The 25,056-nt window shown below is 40.2% G+C and carries 23 protein-coding genes; 3 read left to right on the top strand and 20 right to left on the bottom strand.

Features of this window, described 5'->3' with window-relative positions:
• Window positions 1-28: 28 nt before the first annotated feature.
• From A136_RS14005 to A136_RS13940, 14 genes are all read right to left on the bottom strand, one after another.
• A complete protein-coding gene (locus A136_RS14005) occupies window positions 29-790 on the bottom strand; it encodes an IS5 family transposase (protein WP_026028612.1) in 762 nt (253 codons plus the stop codon).
• 128 nt (window positions 791-918) lie between these two features.
• Window positions 919-2,355, bottom strand: coding sequence for a mannose-1-phosphate guanylyltransferase/mannose-6-phosphate isomerase (locus A136_RS14000; protein ID WP_029235111.1), 1,437 nt, complete (start codon window positions 2,353-2,355; stop codon window positions 919-921).
• A 64-nt stretch (window positions 2,356-2,419) separates the two neighbouring features.
• Entirely contained in the window at window positions 2,420-3,019 is a 600-nt protein-coding gene (locus tag A136_RS13995) for a sugar transferase (protein ID WP_017063148.1), read from the bottom strand.
• Window positions 3,012-4,175 carry a DegT/DnrJ/EryC1/StrS family aminotransferase gene (locus tag A136_RS13990; protein WP_132744615.1) on the bottom strand — a complete coding sequence of 388 codons (1,164 nt, stop codon included), beginning with the start codon at window positions 4,173-4,175 and terminating at the stop codon, window positions 3,012-3,014. The genes A136_RS13995 and A136_RS13990 overlap by 8 nt, the downstream gene beginning before the upstream one ends.
• A 43-nt stretch (window positions 4,176-4,218) precedes the next feature.
• Entirely contained in the window at window positions 4,219-5,436 is a 1,218-nt protein-coding gene (locus tag A136_RS13985; RefSeq protein WP_017063146.1) for an oligosaccharide repeat unit polymerase, read from the bottom strand.
• Window positions 5,433-5,999, bottom strand: coding sequence for a hypothetical protein (locus tag A136_RS13980; protein ID WP_017063145.1), 567 nt, complete (start codon window positions 5,997-5,999; stop codon window positions 5,433-5,435). Before A136_RS13980 ends, A136_RS13985 begins: the two co-directional genes overlap by 4 nt.
• Window positions 5,977-7,149, bottom strand: coding sequence for a hypothetical protein (locus A136_RS13975; protein WP_017063144.1), 1,173 nt, complete (start codon window positions 7,147-7,149; stop codon window positions 5,977-5,979). The genes A136_RS13980 and A136_RS13975 overlap by 23 nt, the downstream gene beginning before the upstream one ends.
• Entirely contained in the window at window positions 7,146-7,991 is an 846-nt protein-coding gene (locus tag A136_RS13970; RefSeq protein WP_017063143.1) for a hypothetical protein, read from the bottom strand. Before A136_RS13970 ends, A136_RS13975 begins: the two co-directional genes overlap by 4 nt.
• Window positions 7,975-9,195, bottom strand: coding sequence for a hypothetical protein (locus tag A136_RS13965; protein WP_017063142.1), 1,221 nt, complete (start codon window positions 9,193-9,195; stop codon window positions 7,975-7,977). Before A136_RS13965 ends, A136_RS13970 begins: the two co-directional genes overlap by 17 nt.
• A gap of 26 nt (window positions 9,196-9,221) precedes the next feature.
• On the bottom strand, window positions 9,222-9,968 hold the full coding sequence (locus A136_RS13960; RefSeq protein ID WP_017063141.1) for a glycosyltransferase family 2 protein: 747 nt from the start codon (window positions 9,966-9,968) through the stop codon (window positions 9,222-9,224).
• 4 nt (window positions 9,969-9,972) lie between these two features.
• Window positions 9,973-10,986, bottom strand: a complete 1,014-nt coding sequence (locus A136_RS13955) for a hypothetical protein (RefSeq protein WP_017063140.1) — start codon at window positions 10,984-10,986, stop codon at window positions 9,973-9,975.
• Window positions 10,987-11,047: 61 nt separating this feature from the next.
• Window positions 11,048-12,172: a non-hydrolyzing UDP-N-acetylglucosamine 2-epimerase gene (wecB, locus tag A136_RS13950; RefSeq protein WP_029235109.1), complete on the bottom strand. Its 1,125-nt coding sequence runs from the start codon at window positions 12,170-12,172 to the stop codon at window positions 11,048-11,050.
• Between the two features lie 397 nt (window positions 12,173-12,569).
• On the bottom strand, window positions 12,570-12,890 hold the full coding sequence (locus A136_RS13945) for a hypothetical protein (protein WP_017063138.1): 321 nt from the start codon (window positions 12,888-12,890) through the stop codon (window positions 12,570-12,572).
• Window positions 12,891-13,013: 123 nt separating this feature from the next.
• On the bottom strand, window positions 13,014-14,021 hold the full coding sequence (locus tag A136_RS13940) for a helix-turn-helix domain-containing protein (RefSeq protein ID WP_017063137.1): 1,008 nt from the start codon (window positions 14,019-14,021) through the stop codon (window positions 13,014-13,016).
• A gap of 286 nt (window positions 14,022-14,307) precedes the next feature.
• Here A136_RS13940 and A136_RS13935 point away from each other — a divergent pair, with 286 nt between their 5' ends.
• From A136_RS13935 to A136_RS13925, 3 genes are all read left to right on the top strand, one after another.
• Window positions 14,308-14,781, top strand: coding sequence for a hypothetical protein (locus tag A136_RS13935; RefSeq protein ID WP_017063136.1), 474 nt, complete (start codon window positions 14,308-14,310; stop codon window positions 14,779-14,781).
• A complete protein-coding gene (locus A136_RS13930) occupies window positions 14,733-15,338 on the top strand; it encodes an N-acetylmuramoyl-L-alanine amidase (RefSeq protein WP_029235108.1) in 606 nt (201 codons plus the stop codon). Before A136_RS13935 ends, A136_RS13930 begins: the two co-directional genes overlap by 49 nt.
• Window positions 15,339-15,546: 208 nt before the next feature.
• A complete protein-coding gene (locus tag A136_RS13925; RefSeq protein WP_017063134.1) occupies window positions 15,547-15,882 on the top strand; it encodes a hypothetical protein in 336 nt (111 codons plus the stop codon).
• 365 nt (window positions 15,883-16,247) lie between these two features.
• Here the strand turns inward: A136_RS13925 and A136_RS13920 are convergent, their stop codons facing one another.
• From A136_RS13920 to A136_RS13895, 6 genes are all read right to left on the bottom strand, one after another.
• Window positions 16,248-18,419, bottom strand: coding sequence for a polysaccharide biosynthesis tyrosine autokinase (locus A136_RS13920; protein WP_017063133.1), 2,172 nt, complete (start codon window positions 18,417-18,419; stop codon window positions 16,248-16,250).
• 164 nt (window positions 18,420-18,583) lie between these two features.
• Window positions 18,584-19,024, bottom strand: a complete 441-nt coding sequence (locus A136_RS13915) for a low molecular weight protein-tyrosine-phosphatase (RefSeq protein ID WP_017063132.1) — start codon at window positions 19,022-19,024, stop codon at window positions 18,584-18,586.
• 116 nt (window positions 19,025-19,140) lie between these two features.
• A complete protein-coding gene (locus A136_RS13910; protein ID WP_017063131.1) occupies window positions 19,141-20,274 on the bottom strand; it encodes a polysaccharide export protein in 1,134 nt (377 codons plus the stop codon).
• A 725-nt stretch (window positions 20,275-20,999) separates the two neighbouring features.
• A complete protein-coding gene (locus A136_RS13905; RefSeq protein ID WP_017063130.1) occupies window positions 21,000-23,267 on the bottom strand; it encodes a YjbH domain-containing protein in 2,268 nt (755 codons plus the stop codon).
• On the bottom strand, window positions 23,267-24,214 hold the full coding sequence (locus A136_RS13900) for a capsule biosynthesis GfcC family protein (RefSeq protein WP_198929248.1): 948 nt from the start codon (window positions 24,212-24,214) through the stop codon (window positions 23,267-23,269). Before A136_RS13900 ends, A136_RS13905 begins: the two co-directional genes overlap by 1 nt.
• 24 nt (window positions 24,215-24,238) lie before the next feature.
• Window positions 24,239-24,943, bottom strand: coding sequence for a YjbF family lipoprotein (locus A136_RS13895; protein ID WP_017063128.1), 705 nt, complete (start codon window positions 24,941-24,943; stop codon window positions 24,239-24,241).
• Window positions 24,944-25,056: the final 113 nt, after the last annotated feature.

Genomic DNA, 25,056 nt, shown 5'->3' with positions numbered 1-25,056 from the left:
GTGTTGATCTTTGCTGTACATTTCGCGTTCAACAATACATCGGTAGCCACATTAACATGAATGCCAGCGATAACATGCTGGCATAATTCCTTTCTAGCTTGTCATATCTACTTGAAATAGCTCGATAATGCTTAATTCTCCCAAAGGCATTTTCGACCAAGTGACGATACTTGTATAAACACCAATCCATACTGTCTTTGTCTATATCTTGTCCGTAATTGCGTTTAGCAATTACCGTTTCTCCGCCACGTTCCTTAACAAAAGTACGGAAAGGTTCGCTGTCATATCCTTTATCACAAACGATGGTATTAACTTCATCGAGTTGCTCAACTAAGCTTTCGGCATGCACTATATCGTGGCGTTGTCCCTCTGATAAATCAAAGCAAATCGGCAGGCCACCACTATCTACGGCTAAGTGAATTTTGGTTGAGTTGCCCCCGCGACTTTTTCCTATTTGCTCTGAACTTTCAGTAGCTGCACCTGTACTATGCTGATGTGCTCTAACTATAGAGCCATCAAGAAATACCCATTCAAAATCAGCCATGTTAGATAAACTTTTGAAAAGATTATCTAAAATCCCTTTCTTTGACCAAAGATTAAATCGTCTGTAAACGGTACTCCACTCTCCGAACTCAGAGGGTAGATCTCGCCAAGGAATACCTGTTCTCATTCGATAAAGTATTCCTTCAAATGTCATTCGATGTTCAGTTTTATCGTAAATACGACCTGTACTTTTCATAACTTGGAGTAGCAGTTCCCAGCGAATATCAGTTAGCATTGTTCTTGGCATGGTATTGGTTATGGTTTTACTTTTGGCGAAGCAAATTATAACTCTTTACCATGCTGTTCAAAAAACACTCACGAAAGATCAACACGCCCTAGAGACAGCTTAATTTAAGGAAAATGTCATTCGCACTCCTAGGCGCGACCATATCTATCCTCAAAGCGAACAATATCATCTTCACCAAGATATGAACCAGTTTGAACCTCAATCATTTCCAATGGTATTTTCCCAGGGTTCTCGAGGGCATGAATCGTACCTAAAGGAATATAAGTCGATTGGTCTTCAGTTACTAAAATTACGTTATCGCCATTGGTTACACTTGCTGTACCGGCAACGACAATCCAATGCTCACTCCGATGAAAATGTTTTTGAATCGAAAGCTTTTGACCCGGGTTTACTGTGATACGTTTCACTTGGTCACGCGCACCAAAATCAATCGAGTCATACTTACCCCAAGGGCGATAAACTTCACGATGGATCTTATATTCAGAACGACCTGTGTCTTTTAATCGCTGCACAATAGCTTTAACATTCTGCACTTGTGATTTGTCTGCAACCAGAATAGCGTCTTTAGTTTCAACAATGACTAGATTATCTACCCCTACAGTAGCTATCAGCTTATTTTCGGAATATACGTAGTTATTTGTCGATTTAACTGCAATCACATCGCCCTTATGTGCATTGTTGTCACAATCTTTTTCAGATACGTCCCATAATGCAGACCAAGAGCCCACATCACTCCAACCTGCATCCATTGGAACAACAACAAGGTTACCTGAACCATTAACTGAACAAACAGGCTCCATGACAGCGTAGTCAATAGAATCAGATGGACAAACTTCAAAAGCTTCTTTATCTACACGTACAAAGTCTAAATCGGCTTGGGTTGCACTCATAGCTTTTTCACAAGCTTCTAGTATGGCTGGATTATTCGCTCTCAATTCTTCAATATATTGAGAAGCTTTAAACATAAACATACCGCTATTCCAGTAATATTCACCCGAATCTAAATAAGCTTGAGCTGTGTTTAAACTCGGTTTTTCTACAAAGCTATCAACTTTATAGGCTGTGTTGCTCTGTAAAACTCCTCGTTTAATATAACCATACCCCGTTTCTGCTGAAGTAGGCACAATACCAAAAGTGACTAACTGGTCTGCTTCTGCATAAGATAAGGCCTGATTCACAGAAAACTGAAATGCCACTTGGTTTTCAATCAAGTGATCAGCGGCAAGCACCAACAATATAGGATCAGCATCTGAATCTGCTACTTGCTTTAAAGCCTGAAGGGCTGCGAGCGCGATAGCTGGTGCAGTATTACGACCCACTGGTTCTAAGATAATGCCAGAATGTTCAAAGCCCCCCAAGCGTGTCTGCTCTGCTGCAATGAAGCGATGTTCTTCGTTACAAATCAATAATGGTGGCTGATGATCAAGACCTTGCAAGCGAGCAAAGGTTTGTTGCAGCATTGACTCGTTACCTGCAATTTTTAAAAACTGCTTTGGATATAGCTCACGAGATAAAGGCCAAAGACGGCTACCAGAACCTCCGGCCATTATAACTGGAAAAATCACACATAACTCCATTAAAATATAAACCAAAAATACTTACTACAAACTTATAATAAAAGATTAGAATTTATCTATTTCTACCAAAAATTTTGGCCACTGTTTTAATTATCAAAAAAACATCATGAACAATATTATTATTTTCCACGTAATCTAAATAATACTTCTGCTTGACCGGTAATATATGCTCTATATAAGCGGCTCTAGGATCACTATAATTAGATAAAATTTCATTTTCATCGACCATTTCAATCGAGGCTTCGTCCGTTATTCCTGGGCGAACAGACAAAATTTTATCTCTAATTTCTATCTGGTAATGATCCATAAATTCAGGGACTTCAGGTCTTGGTCCAACCAAGCTCATTTTCCCTATGAATACATCCATTAGTTGGGGTAGTTCATCTACTTTAGATTTACGAAGGAAATGTCCAGAACTGGTGATTCTATTGTCTCTACCTATAGTTAAACGGCCTGAGCGTTCAGCATCGACACTCATTGTGCGAAATTTATGAATAGAAAAGTCCTCGCCAAAAAGACCTACTCTTGTCTGGCGAAAGAAAATAGGACCTCTAGAATCTATTTTTATCCATATAGAAACAAATATAAATAATGGAAGCAAAAGTATTAAACCGATTGCGGAAAAAAAAATGTCAAATAAACGTTTACTCATCTAACAATACCTTTCTTACAGCGTCTACAACACGTTTCAAATCACTATCAGTCATCTTTGTATAAAGAGGTAGAGAAACTTCTTGTTCAAAGTTTTTTTGGGCAACTGGGAACATTTCAGGCTTAAGATCATAAGTGTCTCTCCAATAAGGATGAAGATGCAGCGGAATAAAATGCACAGAGCAACCAATACCTAAATCAGCCATCAACTCAATAAATCTATTTCGAGTAATAGAGGCACTATCATTAATCTTAATTGGGAAAAGGTGCCAAGCATGCATATCCCCCTTCTTTGGTTTAGAAGGAAGGGTAATAGGTAAATCTTTTAACTTTTCGAAGTAATAATTAGCCATTTCTTCTCGTTTTTGTTGGAAGCTTGGTAGCTTGACCAACTGATGTATTCCTATCGCAGCTGAAATATCTGGCATATTATATTTATACCCAGGAGCGACAACTTCATACGACCAAGAGGGCTTGGTGGATACGTATCTGTCAAAAGCATCACGACTAATCCCATGCAAGCGCATAACCCTACAGCGACTAGCAAAATCTTCATTTCTTGTTACAACCATACCGCCTTCACCGGTAGTCATCGTCTTATTAGCATAAAAACTAAACACCGTGATATCACTATCCAATGAGCCAATAACCTTTTTGTTGTAAGTAGCCGGCAAGGCATGCGCTGCATCTTCTATGACAAAAATATTATATTCTTGTGCTATGCGAATAATATCATCCATATCGCAAGACAAGCCTGCGAAATGAACTGGGATTACAGCCTTAGTTGCGCTAGTAATTACGGACTCAAAAGCGGTCGCTGTCATATTAAACGTATTTACGTCTACATCAACCATTATAGGTGTTGCACCCAAATATCGAACTATCTCCGCGGTTGCTGTAAATGTGTAAGTAGGTACGACTACTTCATCACCAGGCCCAACTCCTACGGCTTCAAGAGCCAAATGTAATCCAGATGTTGCAGAGTTAACTGCAATCGCATTTAAGCTACTATCACCAAGAAATCTAATAAAATCTTGTTCGAAGCGCTTAGCTTTAGGACCAGTAGTTACCCAACCGCTTCGCAAAGAATCAACCACTTCATCAATTTCTTCATCACCAATTTCTGGTAAAGCAAATGGAAGAAAATCGTTCATCATAACACCTTACATATATAATATTATTTAGAATAAGTAATACAGATTAACTAGTTTTTTTACTATACCCTGCATATAAATAAGTTAAATATATTAACATTATCTGAATAAATGGAGTTTCTCCTCGAAAATAAATCAAAGACAAACAAGCTATATAAAAAGAAAAAAACTCCCCTCCATTCAAACTTTTAAATGAATAGAAAAGTCTACTGAATAAAAAAATGTAGAAAATAGTTTCTAGAACCACACCTAAGAAGTATAACTGCGTATAACCGGTACCAAAAATTGTATATGTCCGAACAGGGTTCCATAATGACAGTTCTTTCCCTGTAATATCTACTGTTAAACGATTGGAAAATGACGTAACTGGTTTCCCTTCCCATATAAACCTAGGAATCACATTTCCAAACGAGGCCAATAGCCAACCAGAACCATATTCCATCTTTTGGTAATCATCATAAAACAAATAAAGCTCGTTTATATATTTATTATAGTCTAGCTGTTCTGCAATTATCTTAGTAACATTTACATCCACTTTCTCGTCGTCTATACCATGCCTGAGATTATTAGCGAGAACCAAATAAGTAGGTAAAACTGTAAAAAATATTAGCGAGATAAAAGCAATCCGCTTAAATTTTAGCCCTTTACTATAACAATAGAATGACAAAAACACTACAACAGGAATTACCACTGAAAGTCTTGTATTCGCATAAACTGCTACACAAAAAACGTAAAGAATAACAACAGCAAGTCCAATTTTTTTTATCTTATTATTTTTAACGGACAGTAACTGTCCCACATAAAAATAGAAAACGAACTGAGTTAACAAATGCAACGTTCCAAGGACTGCACCTGAACCGATATTAGAATTCAAATAATCATCTAAACGATTTCTAAAAAACGCCCCCAAAAAGCCATGCACTTTAATTATATCAAAGGACCACTTAAATGTAATAAACACATGTACAACAAAAAGTAAAAAGAAAACAAACTCAATTATCTTTATATTTTTCAAGTGTATTAATCGAAATCGTCGCTTAAAAGAAGAAGGTATATAAAGGCAGAAAAAAGAAACCGTAACTAAACCAACCACTGAAATAGGTGATATAACAATGTCAGAATTTAGCATAGGGGGTAACATCAATAGCAAAAAAGAAACTAATGCCAACCCACTAACCGGAGTAATGAGCAATGAGTCATTCCAGTCCCTGTAAACCCTATAAGCTAAGATTGAAATAAATAGGAAACCAAATAAGAATATCATTTTTCAACCATGAACATTTTACCATCAATACTCCCTTCAACGATGAAGCCATTATTGATATAAAAGTTAATTGCGTTAATATTTTCAATCTTTACTGATAATCCAACTATTTTAGATTGATATAGATTGTTACAAATATAGGAAATAAGCTTATACCCCACTCCCTTTTTTCCTGAACTCCTATCTGATACGATAGAAAGCAATCTAACGTCGGAAGCTGATTTGAAGCCATGAGAACGACTTCTAACTCTTGAAAAAATAAATTTCAATACATCTACAGCGTTTAAAAAAGAAAACTTTATCACTTTAATTTTATTTTCTAATATCAATTTACTCATAACACCAGAAAATGAATTTCCGAGAAAAGCAAAACCCACAATAGTATCGCCATCTTTTGCTAGAACAATAGAATCTGCCAGTTCTGAAATTATTTTGTAATAATCAAATAATAACTCAGTATCGAACCTTTCAGTTAAATGACCAGAAGGGTAATTTCTCTTATGAACACTAGCAACTGCTCTTAATTCACTTTCATTCAACTCAACGACTTTCTTTACAATCATTAATCAACTCCTCCAGCTGCCTACCAAGTAAATAACTTTCATAATTGGAAAATTCACTAATACCTTCTGATTTAACTTCTGAATTTATTAACAACTCAAAAGCATCGAAAATACTTTTAGTGTTATTATCGCATGTCATCATATTTTTGTGAGATTCGAGGATATCAAGAGATTCATCCATCTCTCTTGAGCACTGACTAATATATAATATTCGTTCACTTATAGCAGCCAATGCGAATATTTTACCCGGTACTTGCCGTCCATCTTTATTACCAACAATAACGTTTATTTTTGATTTCTTCTGTATCTCTAAAGCTAACAAATAATCGACCAGGTCATAATCGATAAAATTCTTCAAATTAACTTTGTTCGCCATTTCTGAAAAAGCTAGAGACCTTCTACCTGCCAAGATAAATCCAGTATTATTATTTTCCTGGGTTAGTTTGATAGCTTCAATTAGAGGAATTAAGTTTCTATCATTACTGAATGCAGTGCCTATGTGTGATATATAGTCCACCTTTTCGAATGGTATATTTGTCAAATTACCACTCAACTCAATCTTACTTTTGTCATACCCATAACTAATCACTGAAGACTTAGGCCCACAGAAAAAAACAGAATCATATTGCTCTTTAGTTGATTTGGTCGTAAATATAACTTTAGATGCATATTTAATTATTTCCGCTTCAATAGCCTTGATTCTACTCTTAATATCATCGCCAACCAAGCTATATATAGGATCTCCGTAATCCATGATTAATTCTATGTCAAATTTTTTTGCCAAATTATAAGCGGCAATGTGTGACTCTATACTCCCAGAAGCACTAATTATCACATCAAAATCAAAGTCACCTTTAAAATAAAGTTCTAATCTTTTAGAAAAACCTGAAAATCTATCAGGAAACAAAAGATTCTTCGTCAAATTTGCATATAACCTATAGGAGTATTTTGTTTTCCTTTTTAGAAATGAAGATAATTTCAAGAGAAAACCAGGCTCTATAGCTAAGTTACCATCTAAGTCCTTATGGCTTCCGGGATAACAATACGTTACAGAGTATTTTTTTTGCATTTGGGAAAATAAGTTAGACAATCTTACCGTGTGAGAATCCGCATACTCTCCAAAAGATGTAGTAACAACTAAAATTTTCATTCTTCATTTCCTAGAATACTGTTTAGTTCACAAATAGAACGACAGTTAATTATATTTTCAGAATAAATAGATGCAAAATATATAAAACCTAAACATTCATTTGTTATCACTTTTAATCCACTCGTTAAAGAGGGATAACACAAACCACTTTGAATCCCTTTATAAAATCCAGGATCGTAATAACCCCAAATAACATCGCAATCTTCAATATTTTCTTGAAACGGTCTTATAATACAATTGGGCTCATCAATATCTTGATCACAGTAAATATAAATATTGAACCCATATCTAGCCTTTAATTCGATCAGTAAGTCAAAATTTTTCCCAGCAACAGGCTTACCTATAAAAGCTATATTTCTAATTGCGCCAAAATCCTTGACCTTACTTTTCTTAGTTTCTTTCCACATATCTAAATTAATAACTGAATTATTTGAAAAACATTTATCAGCTTCTTCAAAACTCAGCGAAGAAAGACCAAATTTTTCAAACATAGTATATAGACCATTAGTGAACTTTCTTCTCTTTCTTGTACTTAAATTATATTTATGTACAACATAACTAGTTTTCTTACCTAATAGCATACAAAATAACACAAGAATAAAGTACTTATTAAGTAACACTAAAAATGTCACCTCATCACTGGAAACTATATATTTGATTAATTTGAAATAATCAACATTGCCATCAATTTCTAACGATTCTCTGCTTGGGATATTATTAAAATAGGATGCGTTCTTATTACCCACGATGAGGTCTTTTTTATCGGTATATTCACTTATAAACTGAATATTAAAGTCTTTATGAACCCATCCTTTTGAAAACAAATCAATTACTAATTTCACTTTTTAACCTTTTCAAATAATTAACGCTAATCATTGCATGAACTACATAACTGATAGTTAAAGACAGCATAATAAATTCAATATGTAATCCCATAATCATACTAAAATAGCATAAGGTGAGATATAAGATGGCCCAAACAAAGTTCATAAACATACTAAAATAATATCTATTCATCGTTATCATTATTTGACCGACTGGAGCAACAATTGACGATATACACCCCGCTAATACCGTATAAACAAATATATTTCTAGCGCTATCAACATCAAAAGAAAAAAGTTCAGAAATAATATCACCTGCCACAAATACAGCTATTAAAAATGGTAATGTAATAATGAAATTAATAAGCATATTTTTTTTGATGAAGTTGATTTTATCATTATCATTAACTTCCCCAAGGTATGGCAACATAACCCGCTGTATACCAGATGGGATAAATAACATAGCTCTAAAAATATACATAGCAATCACATATACTGCGACACTACTCGCATCATAGAAGACAATTAAATATGTACTAATTATTATCTGTGGAATTGAACCTAATAACTGGCTTAATATTGAAGGTACTATTTTATCAAATAGCACTTCACTAAAACTAAGGAAGTCATAAGGCTTTGACGATAATCCAGCACTCCTAATAACCAAATGATTATAAGCTACACTTAATGCCATCGTCACTAGCATGCCTTTCAAGAAAAATGAATCAAATTTCACGCTGTACATAATAAATGCACTAATCCAGCCTATAATTGTAAAAATCAAAAAGCTAATAGATGCTCTTTTTATCATTTTTCTACCGATTAAAAAGCTCCTATTACAATTATCCAATATATAGAAAGATAAAATTAGACTGGCAACAATTAGCTGTTCAGGTCTCACTTTAAGTATATCAGAAATCTCTACTGAAAGGATGGTCGCAATTAACACACAAAAGAAAACCAATGTGCATGAACATTTCATAACTTTCTTATAAAACTCATCCTTATAATAACCATTAGTAGATTGGACTTCATTAACAACTTTTCCAACTCCCAACCCAAATATTGACCCTATAATAATTGAATTAGAATACAAATATAGTTCTTGACCGTAAGAATCGATGTCTAGAACTCCGCTCAACACTTTAAGCCCTAGTATATTTATTACGCTAACTAAAAAGTTACAGATAATTGCCCAAAACGCACTATTTTTAAATGACATTAGCAGTAGCCCATGACAGTATTCTTTTACATTCTTTTCTTAAACCCATTTACTGTATAAAACATGAAATTATACAACCTTTCCCATAAAGAAATTTCCTTTACGGTCATATACAGTTTAAGTGTTCTAAATCCGACTGATAACTTATTTCGGCTGATTTGACCTTGCCTTACCCTGTAGTAAACAAGCTCGTTGTCTATTCCCTTTGACGTGATTCCTTTTGCTAATAAAGTTAACCACAGCTTTGTATCTTGCCTAGTTCGCATCGCATTAAACTGAAAATCTCCAACTTTTTCTTTATTAATTACAGCTGTTGACATACCAATTTCGGTATTCTTCATATAACTATCTAAGTCTACGCAATCGGATACTAACACTCTCCCTTTTGCCTTCGTTCCATCTTCATTAATAAAAGAGTAACTTGTATGAGTAATATCGAAATCATGTTTACTCATAACATCTATCTGAACTTCCAGCTTATTTTCATGCCAAATATCATCAGAGTCAAGAAATGCGATATACTTCCCCTTAGACTGAATAAGACCATTATTCCTTGAGACACCAGCCCCTGAATTCATCTCGTTTTCAAAAATATGAATACGCTTATCATGACCAAATTTTTTCTTGATAATTTTCACAGTATTGTCGCTAGAACAATCATCAACAATGATAAGCTCCCACGACTCAAATGTTTGTTTTACTACTGAATTTATTGTATCTAGAATAAAACTCTCTGAGTTATATGTAGGCATAATTATTGAGACTATAGACATTCTACTAACCTTGACAATTATTAAACCAAGTCATAAATTCATTTTCTTGGTTTTTTATCTTTTCATTTAAAATATCAGTGGAAAATTCATACTGATTTTTAAGCCCTGAATCCATTTGCTCACAAAACAAGCTAAATTTTTGTGAGCAAACACTAAAGCCAGACCCCTCTTTATCAACAACTTCTCCTAGATAAGTATTATTAGCAACAATTATTGGCGTTCGATAAAGAGTACTTTCATATAGTTTATTTGGCAGTGCAAGTCGGACATTTTCTTGGCTAACATCATATACGCTATATACAAAGTCTGTAACACTATAAATATCATCTAAATCTGACTGAATAAACCTTCCATAAAAGTTGACATCTATATCATCTCTAAAGGAGTTTATATACTGTTTCAACTCTGAAATAGGACCTTCAGGGCCACCATAAAAATTCACTTTAATATTTCGTAAAGACGCGTATTTTATCAACATTTTCATTTGCGGAATATATCGAATAACCCCAACAAATGATATATTAATTTTTTTATTATTGGTTTCTTTTTCCTCTATGAACTTAGGGTAGTTTGGTAAATTTTCACACTCAAAATAGTCTATATTTTTCGGAAGCTTTCTTTTAAAAGCTTCCGACGTAATAACAACTCTTTTGAACAATATAGAAACCAGAGAGCTGAAAAAGAAACCAATCAATCTATTTTTAATTTCTGATTTTTCTCTCAACGGTAGATCTGGTATTTCATAAACAACGTCTTTCTTTAATAACCTTGCCAATGCGAAATATAATGCATGGCTTATTATTACTCTTCCACCACTAATATATATTTTGTCATTATTTATTATATCTGAAATTTTCAAACTCTTTAAGTCAAGTTCTTCAATACCCTGATTGCTAAAATGCCCCCCTCTTGTCTTATCAACATATACGGTACACTTACTTACTTTTTTCTCTATCCAGCTTTTTCTTTTAACTAATCTTGGATCTAGATGATGATCACAAACGAAAAGTAAATTCATAATAGGGAACCTAATATTAAATCATTCAATAAAATTTCTCAGCGAATGCAACTTACAATAATTATACAAAGAGCTTATCAATAATTCGTTTGCAAGCTTGGCCATCTCCGTAAGGATTATGTGCAAAGCTCATTGCTCGATATGCAGCTTCATCGGTAAGTAATGTATGTAAACTCGTTGTAATCGTATTTACATCAGTTCCAACTAGCTTAACCGTTCCCGCTTCAACCGCTTCTGGTCGCTCGGTCGTATCGCGCATTACCAACACAGGTTTACCTAAAGAAGGCGCTTCTTCTTGAATACCACCCGAGTCGGTCAAAATGATGTGCGCGCGGCTCATTAAATAGATAAATGGTAGGTATTGCTGCGGTTCAATAAGGTGAATGTTATCAATACCCGCAAGAATACGATTCACAGGTTCACGAACGTTTGGATTAAGATGCATCGGATACAGAATTTGCGTATCTGGATGCGCTTTAGCTGTGATAGCAAGTGACTCACAAATACGCTCAAAACCACCACCAAAGCTTTCACGGCGATGTCCAGTAACCAAAATAAGTTTTTTACTCTCGTCTAAAAATGGGAACAGAGCAGAAAGTGTTGCGTTCAAATCACTATCAGAATCAATTTTATCTTTTACCATCAACAGCGCATCAATCACTGTATTACCAGTAACGCTAATGTCTTCTGGATTAAAGTTTTCTTTAAGAAGATTTTCTTGTGAGGTTGTCGTCGGTGCAAAGTGGTATTTGGTTAACGCTCCCGTTAATCGGCGATTACCTTCTTCAGGCCACGGCGAGTAAATATTGCCCGTACGAAGGCCTGCTTCCACATGACCTACGGCGATTTGCTCATAGTAAGCGGCTAAGCTAGCCGCGAACGTTGTTGCCGTATCACCGTGCACTAGGACCACATCAGGTTTGAATTCTTCGAGTACGGGCTTAAGCTCTAACAAAATACGAGCAGTCACTTCGTTGAGTGTTTGCCCTGCTTTCATCAAATTCAAATCATAATCGGGTTTAATTTCAAACAACTCTAATACTTGATCAAGCATTTCACGGTGCTGTGCAGTTACACAACATTTTGCTTCAAAGCGCTCATCAGCCGCTAGAGCATGAACAAGCGGTGCCATTTTGATGGCTTCTGGACGTGTGCCAAAAACCGTAAGAATTTTTTTCTTAGTCATTTTATTGAATTTCCAACCAACTGATGAAATTAAAAGATGTGATTTGTTTAAACTTACTGCCTCAACTTCTTTGAAGCCACTGAGACATTTTTCATTCACTTTGAGACACCCTGTTGCAGGCTATCCCTTATAAAACCTAGATTTTGCGTACTTTATTAAACCGCCCAATAGGCCGCGAAAGCAGCCTTTTTTTGTGGCTTGCAGCGCGTGTGACTTGCTAGCCAGTCGCATTTAGGTACGCTACCGCCCTTAGGTTTGGCTCCTACAGGCAATGAATCACAATTTTTCACTGTGTTTCAGGTTTATGCGTTTTTCATACGGTTTTAATTTGCTGCGTAGTCTAGCAAATCAAGTGCATATTGACCAGTTTGCAATTTACCTCATTCTGACAAGTGCCTCACAAAGCATTGACCCAGCGGAAGCATTGTACGTCTTGTAGATACTGAGTCCCTATGTGGTACCTGTTTTCTTGTGCTGCGTCGCAGTAGCGTTTCTCTATATCAATGAAAATATTGCCGTTTCTGTACAGCGAGACGAAGCTCGGGTTATTGTTTACCGCCAATAACGCTTTAATCTCAGTGCGTGTTAGCCCTTGTGGGTAGTGGTTAACCAGCAGTTTCAAGAACTCGCCAATGCGCCCTTCCACTCGCGCTATCTCTTTTTCTAAAATGGTGACTTTTTCTTCCGTTGTCAGTTTTTTTAGGCTGATATCGTCCATTTGCCCTCTCCCTAATTCTACTTTTGTATCTTGATGTTTTTTGTCTGTATTCACGTTGGGCCTGCCCTAGCTTTGGACTATGTGAACAAGCGCTTAGTCTGTGAATAATTGAATGGTCACTGCTTAGGAACCTGTGCCGGGCGATTTGGATTGAACTAGGGCCTTGATACGTGCTTCGAACGGGTTAGTGGTGCTTTTGGCTTTGTAGTCCGCTAGGGCCTGAGAGACAGGCGTGGGTTGTTGAGGTTTGCTTTCTGCTTGATTGCTTTTGCTTGGTTGCGCTAGGTTTGAAGCGGTTGTGGGCGCATCTGCTTTTCTTGCTCCTACGGCTTTTGTCGATTGAGCTTTCTTTGAGGGTTTCACCGCTCTGGTTTGCTTGACCGCTTTGGCTTGGGCGCTTCTTCTTAGCCAGCCATTCACAAAGTGGCCAATGTGCTCAAAGGGTTTGCGCTTATCGGGGTTGATGTACAGCCACGCTTGCATGGCATGCAGTTCTTGCAGCACATCTAACTTTGGGTAGGTGCGTTCTAATATGGTGGTGAATTCATGATAAATCGGTGCGCTGCCCTCTTGGGTGAGCAGGTGAATCACAGCTTCGCTCTTGGTTTTGATTTCGGGTTTGGAGGTGAAGGGGGAGCTCTCATGTTGTTCAGAACAGATTGGGGGATCAAGAACATCGGCGTCATCTAAGAGGCCGTTTTTCAAGCTCAGCTCTGTTTTATGTTCTTTATGAAAGATTATGTGTGCCGGATGATCACTCTCCGTGCTGGATCTTGAGTCACCCTGGTAGGTGTCTGAATGGTCAGTTTGATCTAAACCTCTATCTGCTTGGTCTAAATCGGCCTGCTGAATGTGACTGTCGCTGGGTAGGCGCAGCTGATAGATATTGCTGCGCTGGCGTCCTGAATCATCAAAGCGCTTTATTCGCTTCACAAAGCCTTGCTTTTCGAGCTCGTTAACGTGTCGTTTCACGGTTCTTACCGACACTTCACAATATTGTGCTAAGTAATTTAGAGAAGGAAAACACACACCACGCGCGTCGGCATTGTCGGCCAATTTTAATAGCACCAACTTGCTGATGGGCGATCCGGTTTTTAATGGGATAAAAGAAAGAATAAGAGAAACACACATGGTTAACGCTCCTTGTTAAATGACCATTCGTACTGAAATCCATTGATATAAAGGGCATTAACAACACTTTTTGGCGCTTTAGGGGCGAAAGGCCCATGAGATAAGTTGTAAGAAAAGATGTTTGGTTAATCGCCTCGGATAGATATGCAACACCAACCTTATAAGGCAGTAACTTTTCGAAGCACCTCTCACTTTTCTGTATTCCTCTGTTTTCGTGTTATTCCCGCCAACCCCAATCAAGAATGTTGAAGTACATTGCCCTCCCCATGCAGCAATAAGGTGCTTAATGAAGGCGATAGTTTCTCTTTTTATTTCAGCGTATCAACCCGGAATGGCGAGCATCGAGTGCCGTGCTAACTCCCTCACTCAATCACGTCAGCCGTTATTTTTTAGTGATAGTGATGGGTTTGGCCAAGTACTGAGCTATGAAGTTAACGGTTATAAAGAAAGCCATTTAGAAGGTTGTTATTTTAATGAGGATGAATGCGGTGACACCCCCAGCTATGACGATATTTGTTGGATGATCAGCCGAGCACGGCGTAAGCAGCCTCTGGGTTATTACGTGATGCATTTACGTTATGTCAGCCACCACCCCGGCTATGAAAAAACCGTAGCCACCAGTCTGCGACAACACATCGCATTGCACCCTGATTTAAATGAATCGCTATCAACGTCTTTAATCGCCTATTTACAACAACACGAGGATTTATTTTGTCAAACACTCCACCAGCAACTGATCGAGTTCCAAATCAGCCGTTAGAAGCGTCTGTTTTACAAGAGCGGGCTGACACCAAAGAACGAATTGATTCGGAAGAGCAGGCTAGCAAGATGGAGCTTATCCCTTCGTTAGAGCCTTGTTTACCTTCAGCATCCTATTCATTCAGCCTGGTTTCGGTTTTACTCCGCTTACCTCATTGCCCGCCATATTCCTTTATTACTGTGCATTGCAGCGCCACGCCGCCACAGCAAGATGTAGGCGTAGCCGAGATTCGTCGATGGCATAAAAAGAAAGGCTGGCGCGATGTGGGGTATCACTTTGTTATTCGTCGCAATGGGGATGTCCAATTGGGCAGGCCGCTGTCGCAAACTGGCGCGCATGTGAAAGGACACAACAAGGGCAATATTGGGGTTTGTTTGGTCGGTGGCTGTAATGCCGAGCTGCAACCAGAAGACAACTTCACACTTGCGCAGCGTAAGGCGCTGTTTGGTTTGATGGCTGCACTACAAGAGCAGTTTTTGATTTCAGATGAGAATGTTAAAGGGCATAAAGATTGGGGCGTGAATAAGGCGTGTCCTGTTTTGAAGATAAAAGCTTAAGAGCAGATGCGGGATTCGAGTAAGCGGGATGCGAAGAGACTAAGAGCGGGTGCGGGATTCGGGTAAACGAGATGCGAAAGGCTTAAGAGCAGATGAGAGTGGCGGGTAGCGAGATTCGAAGAACGGAAAGCAGAGATGAAGAGTGAGAGGGTTATACAGTCAAAGGCTATACATGCGGTCAAAGCCAATCAATCAACCAAGGAGCAGTATGACATTGTTCGGAAGAATATTTGGGAGCCAGTCTTCCATTAACAAAGGGTTAGATGCAATCACCAACACAGGAGATGCGATGTTTTTTACTGATGAAGAAAAAGCGAAGCACAAGCTGGCACTGCTTAAAGCGTATGAACCTTTTAAGTTGGTACAGCGCTACATTGTGTTGTTGTTCACCATTCCTTATGTGGCACTGCATGTGATGGTGATTCTGGGCTGTATGCACGGCTACGATTGGAAGCCATTAGGGGAAATGACCAATGAGGCGTTTGGCTATCCGGTGTTAGCGGCGATTGGATTGTATTTAACGGGTGGCGTGGTGAAGAAGTAGAAAAGCAGATTCGAGTAGCGGGTAAACGGGATGCGGAGAGATTAAGAGCGAGGAGAAGAAGATGGTTGTTGTGCTTTTAGCTCCTCCCCTTTATCACGACTGTTACTTGGCAGAAAATATCAATATAAGGGGAGGCTGGGAGGGGTTGATTAGGCATCGCTAGCAACCCCCTCTAACTCCCCCTTCTATTAACACCATCACTCACAATAGTCCGGTGTTCAAGGGGGAGAACCAAAAGCTAAATCTTCGAATAATTTGAAGATTGGATAAAGAATAGATGCGGGTGACGAGTAAACGAGATGCGAAGAGCAGCGCTTTTCGTATCTCGCCACTGGAATCCCGCATCTCGTTACTGCTCTTTAACTTTATTTCTTGTCGCTCGAATACGCATAGTTGTAATAACCGTAGCCGTAAGAGCTAGATGCTTTCTTCTCGATGGCGTTGAAGATAACGCCTTTCACTTCGATGCCCGATTGTTCGAAGCGGTTGCGAGCTACATCGATCTCTTTAATGGTGTTTTGACCGTAACGCGCGACCATTAATGTGGTGCCAGCGAAGGCGCCGACAATGCTTGGATCGGTTACCGCAAGTACGGGCGGGGTATCGACAATCACCAAGTCATATTCTTTTGATGCCCATTCCATTAGTTCTGCAAAGCGCGGGTGCATAAGCAGTTCAGATGGGTTGGGTGGTACTTGCCCGCGGGTAATGATTTCTAGGTTTTCTACTGGTGTCGACTTCACTGATTGAGCGAACTCTTGCTTGCTGCTCAATACATCAGAAAGGCCGTTATCCCAGTTCACACCAAAGCTTTGTTGTAGGTAACCTTTACGCATATCGGCATCAATCAACAATACCTTTTGGCCTGTTTTTGCGGCTACTGCGGCAAAGTTAGTCGAGATGAATGATTTACCAATGCCTGGCGCAGGGCCTGAAATCATCAGAACGTTGTTTTTCGCTTCTAGCATTGCGAAGTGCAAGCTGGTACGAAGGCCACGCAATGCTTCAACCGAAAGATCGGCAGGGTTCGATTCAGCAAGTAGTGCTTGAGTCCCTTTAGTTTGCTTCTTCTTCGATTTAAAACGGTTAGTGAGCTCTACCTGCAAATCAGATTTTGGTACCGCTGCATAAACAGGCAGGCCAATTTGTTCAATTTGGTCTGGGCTTTCAACACCTCGGTGGAACGCTGCTTTTACTAACACAAACGCGACACTTAGCATGCCACCCAGTAGCGTTGCTAACACAACAATCAGCGGCTTCTTAGGTTTAACGGCGCGAGCATAAGCTTGAGCGTCATCTAAGATACGAACGTTACCGACCGTACCGGCTTTAATAATGCTTAGCTCTTGAACCTTGTTTAGTAACTGGATGTAGATCTGTTGGTTTACTTCAACATCACGTGTCATACGCAGTACTTCACGTTGTGTTTTCGGCAGCTTTTGCACTTGCTTGTTCAGGCGCTCTCGCTCGCCCAACAACGTTTTACGCTTATCAATCAGTGACTTATATGCCGGGTGATCTTTAGTGAAACGCTGACTGATATCACTTTCTTTAAACGTCAGTTCATTCAATTGCGCTTCAAGCTCGACCATTACCTTCAAGGTTGATTGTGCTTCTAAGCCCAAGTCGATCGATTCGTTCTTTTGGCGATAATTGTTGAGTGTGTCTTCATAGCCAGTTAACTCAGATTTAATACCAGGAAGGTGACTCTCTAAGAACTGTAGGCTCTTCTCTGCTTCCGCTGAATTACGTTTCACGTTTTGTAAAAAGTAGATCTGGCTAATATGATTAAGGATTTCAGAAATCTGTTGCTTGTTTTCACCTTCAAAGCTTAGCTTCAAAATACCGGTTTGCTTACCTTGCTCAGACAAAGACAAAGAAGCTTTCAACCATTCGATCGCTTCTAGTCGGCTACGTTGACTAATAGAGAATTCAAAATCGTTATGTGATTCAAAACCTGCCACAAACAAGCTGTAGTCGTCTGCTGTTGCTAGCTCACCCACTTTGCCTTTTAGGATAACGCGCTCATCGTCGCGAACTAATTGGTAAGTGCCCTGCTCGGCATCTAGGATCTGGATCGTGTGCCCGTAGTCGCTCGCATAGCTTGGCATGTTGAAACGGCTAACCGCAATGTGGTTGATGTCGCCGGTTAAGCGTGCAAAGCCTTTGCCGACGATTGGCGCATAGTTAGGTGAGGTTACAGTGGTTAAGTTAAACTTATCAACCGTTTCACCCAAAATCATACGAGATTTGATGATCTCGACTTCGGTTGTAGCTGAAGATTCTTGAGAGAACAATTCACCCATATCACCAACCATAGAAGAGATGCCACCAGAGCTTTTCTCTTCAATTTGAATCAGTGCATCCGCTTTGTATATCGGCGTCGAAAGCAATGCAAACGCAATACCAAACACAGCAAAAGCAAATGTGGTCAGCATGATTAGCCATTTAGCATCTAATAAGATGCCAAGCAGTTTTCCTAAATCTATCTCATCAGAGTTATCTGTATGCGATTGCTGAGAGGGTTGTGTTGTCATTTGTTTGCTACTTCCTAAACTAGTTTTTTGAAGAGAAATACGCTCCGCGCACTTCTCTTTTATATTATTCCGTTGGTGGCTTTGCCATGCCTACATTTAGAGCATGACATTTAAAAAGCTGTCTATTTAAAACCTACTGCATCTAAAATCTATTGCATTTAAACCTACAGTTTTTTTGCCCAAGCTTGTGCAGCTTCGTCAATCAGCTTATAAGCGTGTTCAAAGGCTTCACGGCTTTGACGATAGGGGTCAGGAATGTCTTTTTGGCCAATCCACTGACCAAACAGCATCGTTTTACCACGTGCCTCTGGCGATATTTGAGTAAGCGCTTCTAAATGGCCCTTCTCCATCACCAAAATCAAGTCATACTGAGCACAAAGCTGTGGCGTGACTTGTTGAGACTGATGATTTTCAACATCAACCCCATTTTCAGCGGCGATTACAATGGCAGTGTCGTCTGCAGGCTTACCAATTAAACGGCTTTTCTCAGCAGCGATACCGGCAGAGGCCACTTCTTTGTTGGGCAGCAAGTTTTGTAAAACTCGCTCTCCAGTCGGGGAACGACAAATGTTGCCCACGCATACGACTAAAATTTTATTAAACATAATGGTCTCTAATTGTATTGGGCCTATAAGCTGGGTTTACTTCTAGATGTAAAAATCAGGTTACACGTACAATGCAACCTGATGATTAATTAGGGTTTATTACAAACCAGGGCTTATTACCAATTACGAACGCGCAACATACCTTCGGTTAGGTCGTTGAAGCCTGAAATGGTTGGTACAAGCTGACCGATTACACGGTTCCAGCGGCTGATTGGCGCTGCCGTTACGTAAACAATATCATAAGGCTTTAAATCAAACTCGGTGCCAATGACTAGGGCTGAGGCGTCTTCCATATTGAGTTGGTAGATGTCTGCCATGCGTTCTGATTTATCATCAGAAGTTCGGATCACAAACACACCCGTTGCATCTGCCGTCAGCTGGTTAATACCACCTACGTTGCTGAGTGCTTCGGTTAGGCTCATCCCAACGCGATCAATCTTAAGTAGTTGAGGATCGTTCACTTCACCCATCACGAACACTTTCTGGTTGTCATTACGCGGTACGTGAACAATATCACCGGCTTGCAGTAAGCGGTTTTGGGTTAGGTCACCACGTTGCATTAAACCGTAAAGTGAAAGGTTCTCTTCCACGCCATTGCGGGTTAATGAAACATTACGCCAATCAGCATCTTCAGACAAACCGCCAGAACGGTTCACGGCATCCAGTAACGTTAAAGGGATATTAGTGATTGGCTGCTGGCCAGGTTTTGAAACCTCACCCGTAATGTAGGTTTTCTTAGAACGGAAGGCCGCTACGTTCACATCGACTTGAGGGCTTTCGATGTATTTCGCCAAACGTTCCGCTATATCAGAACGAATTTCACGAACCGTTTTTCCTGCCACTTCTACTGTACCAATGTATGGGTAGAAAATAGTGCCGTCAGCATGAACCCAGTTACCCGCTTCAGTACTACTACGGTAAGAGCCCGCAGGAATGGTCAGTTCAGGGTGATCCCAGATCGTAATATTTAAGATATCGCCCACACCGACTTTGTATTCATACTTTGCGATGTCTACGTCGAGTTCAGGGTTGGCTTGTGACACCGACAATGTACCCGTTTGGTAAGTCGATACTGATTGAGCTGTCAGTGGGTAAAGGTTAACCACATCAGAGATATCAGATTCTTGCTGTTCCTCTGAAGGCTGAATCACATTCTTGTTGCCAGTAGAAAGGTGAGTTCCTGGAGTAGTACACCCTGCAAGCAATACAGGAAGGAGCGCTAAAAGGAGACGATTTTTATTAATCTTCATGTTAACCAAGTCATAGAAACGGAATGTGTCGTGATATCCCAAAGGACACCCAAAGAAGTTAGAACAAACAATTTTATCAGCTACGCAGTATTTAATAGAGTTAAGGAGGGCTATTACTGTGATATCGCTCCCACTTAATATCAAAGATAGGAACGCTACCGCCCTTTGATATTCCGCGACATCACACTGCGTAGTTAATCTGCCCCTATCAATATGGAATTTGAATAGGCGTATTTTGTCTAAGGCGTAGCAAAAAAGTGCGCTTGCATACGGTTAGTTTAATCCGTAAGCATTATCCACAAATTGTGGTTATTATCAACCTAGTTGAATGGTTTAGGAGCAGATACGGGATGCGAGTGAGCGAGTGGCGAAGAGCTAAAGAGCTAAAGAGCAGATGAGAGTAGCGAGATACGAGTAAACGAAGAGCCTAAAGCCGTGTCGGGATGCTTTTGGCTCCTCCCCTTTATCACAACTGTTGCTTGGCAGAAAATACCAACATAAAGGGAGGCTGGGAGGGGTTGGTAACACATAGATTAATATCCCCCTCGAACTCCCCCTTTGATGAACATCACCGATCAAAAACGAACGGCGTTCAAGGGGGAGAACCAAAAGCTAGACCCAATGAATATCACGATATCTTAAGCTATTCGTTATTCGATTATTCGAGACTGCTCTTTCCCCACTCTTCGCATCCCGCTTACTCGTCACCCGTATCTGCTTTCGATCTACTTAACGCTACTCGGTCTTTGGAACCAAGGTGAGCGAGCATCGGTTTGATCGAACAAGTTGTATTGCTTATTCAACACTTGGCCGCCGTCACGCGTGATCGGTAACCAGGTAAAACCTGCGCGGCTTGAGCTTGGTTTCACAGTAACAAGATCGAACGGAATCGATACATAGAAGCCTTTGGTGTAGCTGCCTTCACCGTATTCTTCGGTTGTCATGTCGGTTAAGCTAACAAACGCACCAGCAATCACGCCGCTCTTGAACTGCTTAGAGAAGTCGACACGAGTCCCGACATCACCCGCAAGAAATTTACCGACCCCCACTTTGAGTAAGGTATCGCTCAAGAAATCCCATTGTGGGGTGTAATAACCAGTGATAAAGCCAGTAGTGCCTTTATCGATCACTTTGTACGTTCGGTTGCTGTTATCAGGATTGACTTGGATCTCTTCATCAAACGTGCCAAACCAGCTTTCTGGATCGCGCTGGCTTATTGCTGTCATGTCTGCGCCAATCGCCCAGTTTTGGTTGAATGGACGATACAGGATTTCGCCACCCACACCCGCGAACATGCTCTCTAGGTAACCGCCGTAAGCTTGGGTGTAGATACCGCTGCCATAGTCTTCAAACCACGTCAGTTGTAAACGGTCTAAACGAACCGGATCATCAACATAAGAGCGGAACAAGGTTCTTACCCTTGGCGTTTGGTCAGTGCCGTCTGATGGGACGGTATAGTTAAACTTGTCGTAGTTATCGACTAAGTTAACGTACAAAGAGCCCGACAGTTCAACATTGTTTAACGCCCAGAACGAAGCGTTGGTGTATAAACCCAAACTGTATAAATAGAAGTTTTCAGCCGAACCGAACGATTGCGCTAGGTTTGGTGAAATCGACACATCGAATCGCTCACGCCCATCATGATAAATAACGGATTTCTTACGCTCTAACTCGTGAGTATCGGTTGCATCACTGGTTTGAGCATTGAGATAACTGTTATTAGCCGCCGCTTTGAACGCTTGTGCATCTACCGTTGTCTCAGTGAGTTCCATCGATTTATCATTTTCGATGATTTTGTAGGTGTCTATGTAACTCGGGACCGCGTTGGCAATCACGGTCGCACCGCGCTCAAGCGCGATATCTCTGTCTCGGTATTTAACCTGAGTACCCTTGACCACAATGCTGTTATCGTCGACCAAGATTTGCGCTTGTTCATAGCCCGCGATCGTTTCAAGTTCTTCTGCAAGGGCCGCCATATCAATATCGTCAACCGTCTCGACACCACTTGGGCGCAATTCTGCTGTTTCGGTATCTCGCCACACAGAATACATTTCATTGAAGTTGGTAGAAAGATCGAAGCCAAGGGTTAAAGTATCGCCTCGCTCATAGCTCACTTTCGCCGAACCCCAATCAGTGAAATGGTACACAGCACCCACGTTCCATGGCGTGTGCTGTGTCATGTCGACACCACCACGTACTACTGGAAAGTCTTGAGAATAATCGTTGCCATCGTATTCAAGCTTCAAAGTTAACGGCTTATACGGGGTTTGATATTCAAAGCCGCCATAAATTGCCGCATCGCCTTTAAACCAACGCTCAAAATCGACACTGCCGCCATTGCCTTTATAATCAGACGGGCGTTCACAATACTTGTCACTGGCTTTACACAATGGGTTAGTGAAATTGCCACTGGTGCCCATGTATCCCCAAGCCATGCCCAAGGTAAAATCAACTGGGCCAAAACGTTTGGTCGCCGCAACAAACTCGCCATCAAATAAACCGGTACCACCAAAGTCACGCACACCGACCGACACTTCTGGTAAGTAATACCCTTCTTCGATTAAGCGTACTTTAAAGTCGATACCTTTATCGGTGTGCTTAGTACAACCACTGAATGAGTTTTGAGAGCAGTCTTGATTGCCACTACCGCTATAATAAAGATCTTGAGTTTGTGTATAGCGAATGGTGGTTTCAAGCCAAGGCATCACCTGCAGGCTCACATTATAAAAATGGTATTCATTGTTGAACGAAGCACTAAAGTTGAACTCGCCTTCTGGTGCCATTCGGCCTGTCGGCATTTGCATTAAGCCAACACCACCAAAGTTCATTTGCGACGTTCTGTATTCTGTGTCGTCGAATGATGATTTTTCTGCTCGAATTGAAGAGGAATCAATGATTGTTTCTGCTCTAGTCGACATGCTATTGGTCATTAATAAAGCACAGGTAACCGATGCACACACTGCCGATAGAGGGAATGATTTCTGTTTCAGCATTACAGGCCAACCTTATGACGTATCAAATCGACAATATCTTGGTTCAACGTTGAGTATTCCGATGGCAAAGAGTAGAACGCCATAAATACGATGGCACCTGGTGCTAAGTAAACCGGCTGTTCGTTCCAGTATGCGTATTGAATGGTTTGCACCACGCCATCTGGCTGAACAACATACGCCACACTTTTATCTGCAGATTCACCAATAAAGCCGTTCGGTAATGCATCGAGGTAATCATTCAACGTACCATGCTCAATCAGATTCATTGTTACCGACTCTTTCATTGCGCCCATCAACTGAATTGACGTTGGTCGTTGTGGTAAGTACAGAGAAAAGGCTTGAGTTTCACTAGTCGACACTCTTTTAATGGCAGCAGACGACGGCTTGTTAATATGAGAACTTGAAACAAGCAGTGGGTTCTTATCTGATTGAGAGATAACGGCATTACGGTCTAGCTCAATAAAAACTCGATTGAGGTATTGGAAAGAGGCTAACTGTTGGCGCACTAAGTTTGCTTCTGGCTCTTCTACTGCGAAAGCTTCAAGCTGGTTCAGTACATTGCGCTTTTTGGCTTCGATAGCTTGGTTAGCTTCTTTAAATCCAGTAACTGCAGTCGCTTCAGTATTGGTTATATCAAACAGTTGAGCCGAAAGGGGGAAGTAACCAATAGTACCGTTAGCGTTAGAGCTCGCATTCGCGTTTGCGTCGTCTAATACACGAAGCAGTCGAACGTTAGTTTGATACTCAAGCGTCACACCTTGAAGAGGAAGCTCGATTGTTGTTTTAATCGACGAAGAGCGTTCAGGCGTAACAAGATCAGAAGCCGAAGAAGCGGAGCTCAAAGCAAACAAAGCGCTGATCATTAACAGAGCTCTCATCGTTAATAGAGCTTTCACCAATGGCAGCCGACGTCCCGTCATTTTTGATGCGTGACTCATATAATTCATCATTTTAGTTCATTACCCTGTTCGTTAATTGCTTTGATAATGCTTAAGGACGGTTAACTCAAGCCTTGTCATATCAGGGCCTAAATACTGTATGGTTTTTACCACTTTGCCTTCGCTGTCGACCCAATATTCGTTGGTGATGTCTTGTTCTAATATTGGGAATTGAATTTTTTCTTGGAATTTCTTGGTATCGATAGACGCTAACGGAGTTTCAACCGTGTCATTTCCCACATACGTTCGGGTGATGTTCGCTTTATAGCCGAATCGATAGTTAGGTTGCCAGTCGTAAACCGCTTGCCATTTTTGAGCTCCGGGGTTGGCAGACACATCAAACGCAGAAGAAGAATCGGCTGACGAATTGTTTGCAGAAGAGAATGCATTCAACGGTTGGAATGCCAAACCAGAAAGGTTTTCGTAAGGAAGCAATAGCGTTTGTACGACACGTCCATTTTCAGTGACGATCATCGCTTTGTCAGAAGACATCCACTTTAACTGCTCTGCGCCCGTTTGCGGGTTTTCACCGACGTACGCTAAGACCATGAAGATCTTACCTTGGTCATTCACTTCGGCATAAATGCTGGAATAAGGTAACGTTTGAATGTATTCCTTGGATAGCTCAACATCGGAGCTTCCAAAAAAGGCTTCATCAAAAGTAGAGTTAACGTCTTGAAACTGCTGAGAACAACCAGCAAGAAAAAGACCAAGAGATATGATTAGAGGTTTAAGCATGATGAGTTCTGCTTCCTAGCAATCTTGTTGCTGATGTCCAATATGAAAATCTGATATAAAAAAACCACTTTATGCTTTCACACAAAATGGTTTTGAACATACTCTAACAATAA

Source organism: Vibrio crassostreae 9ZC13, assembly GCF_000272045.2.
GTDB classification, from domain to species: Bacteria; Pseudomonadota; Gammaproteobacteria; order Enterobacterales; family Vibrionaceae; genus Vibrio; species Vibrio crassostreae_C.
This window is presented reverse-complemented; position numbering and strand designations above follow the sequence as displayed.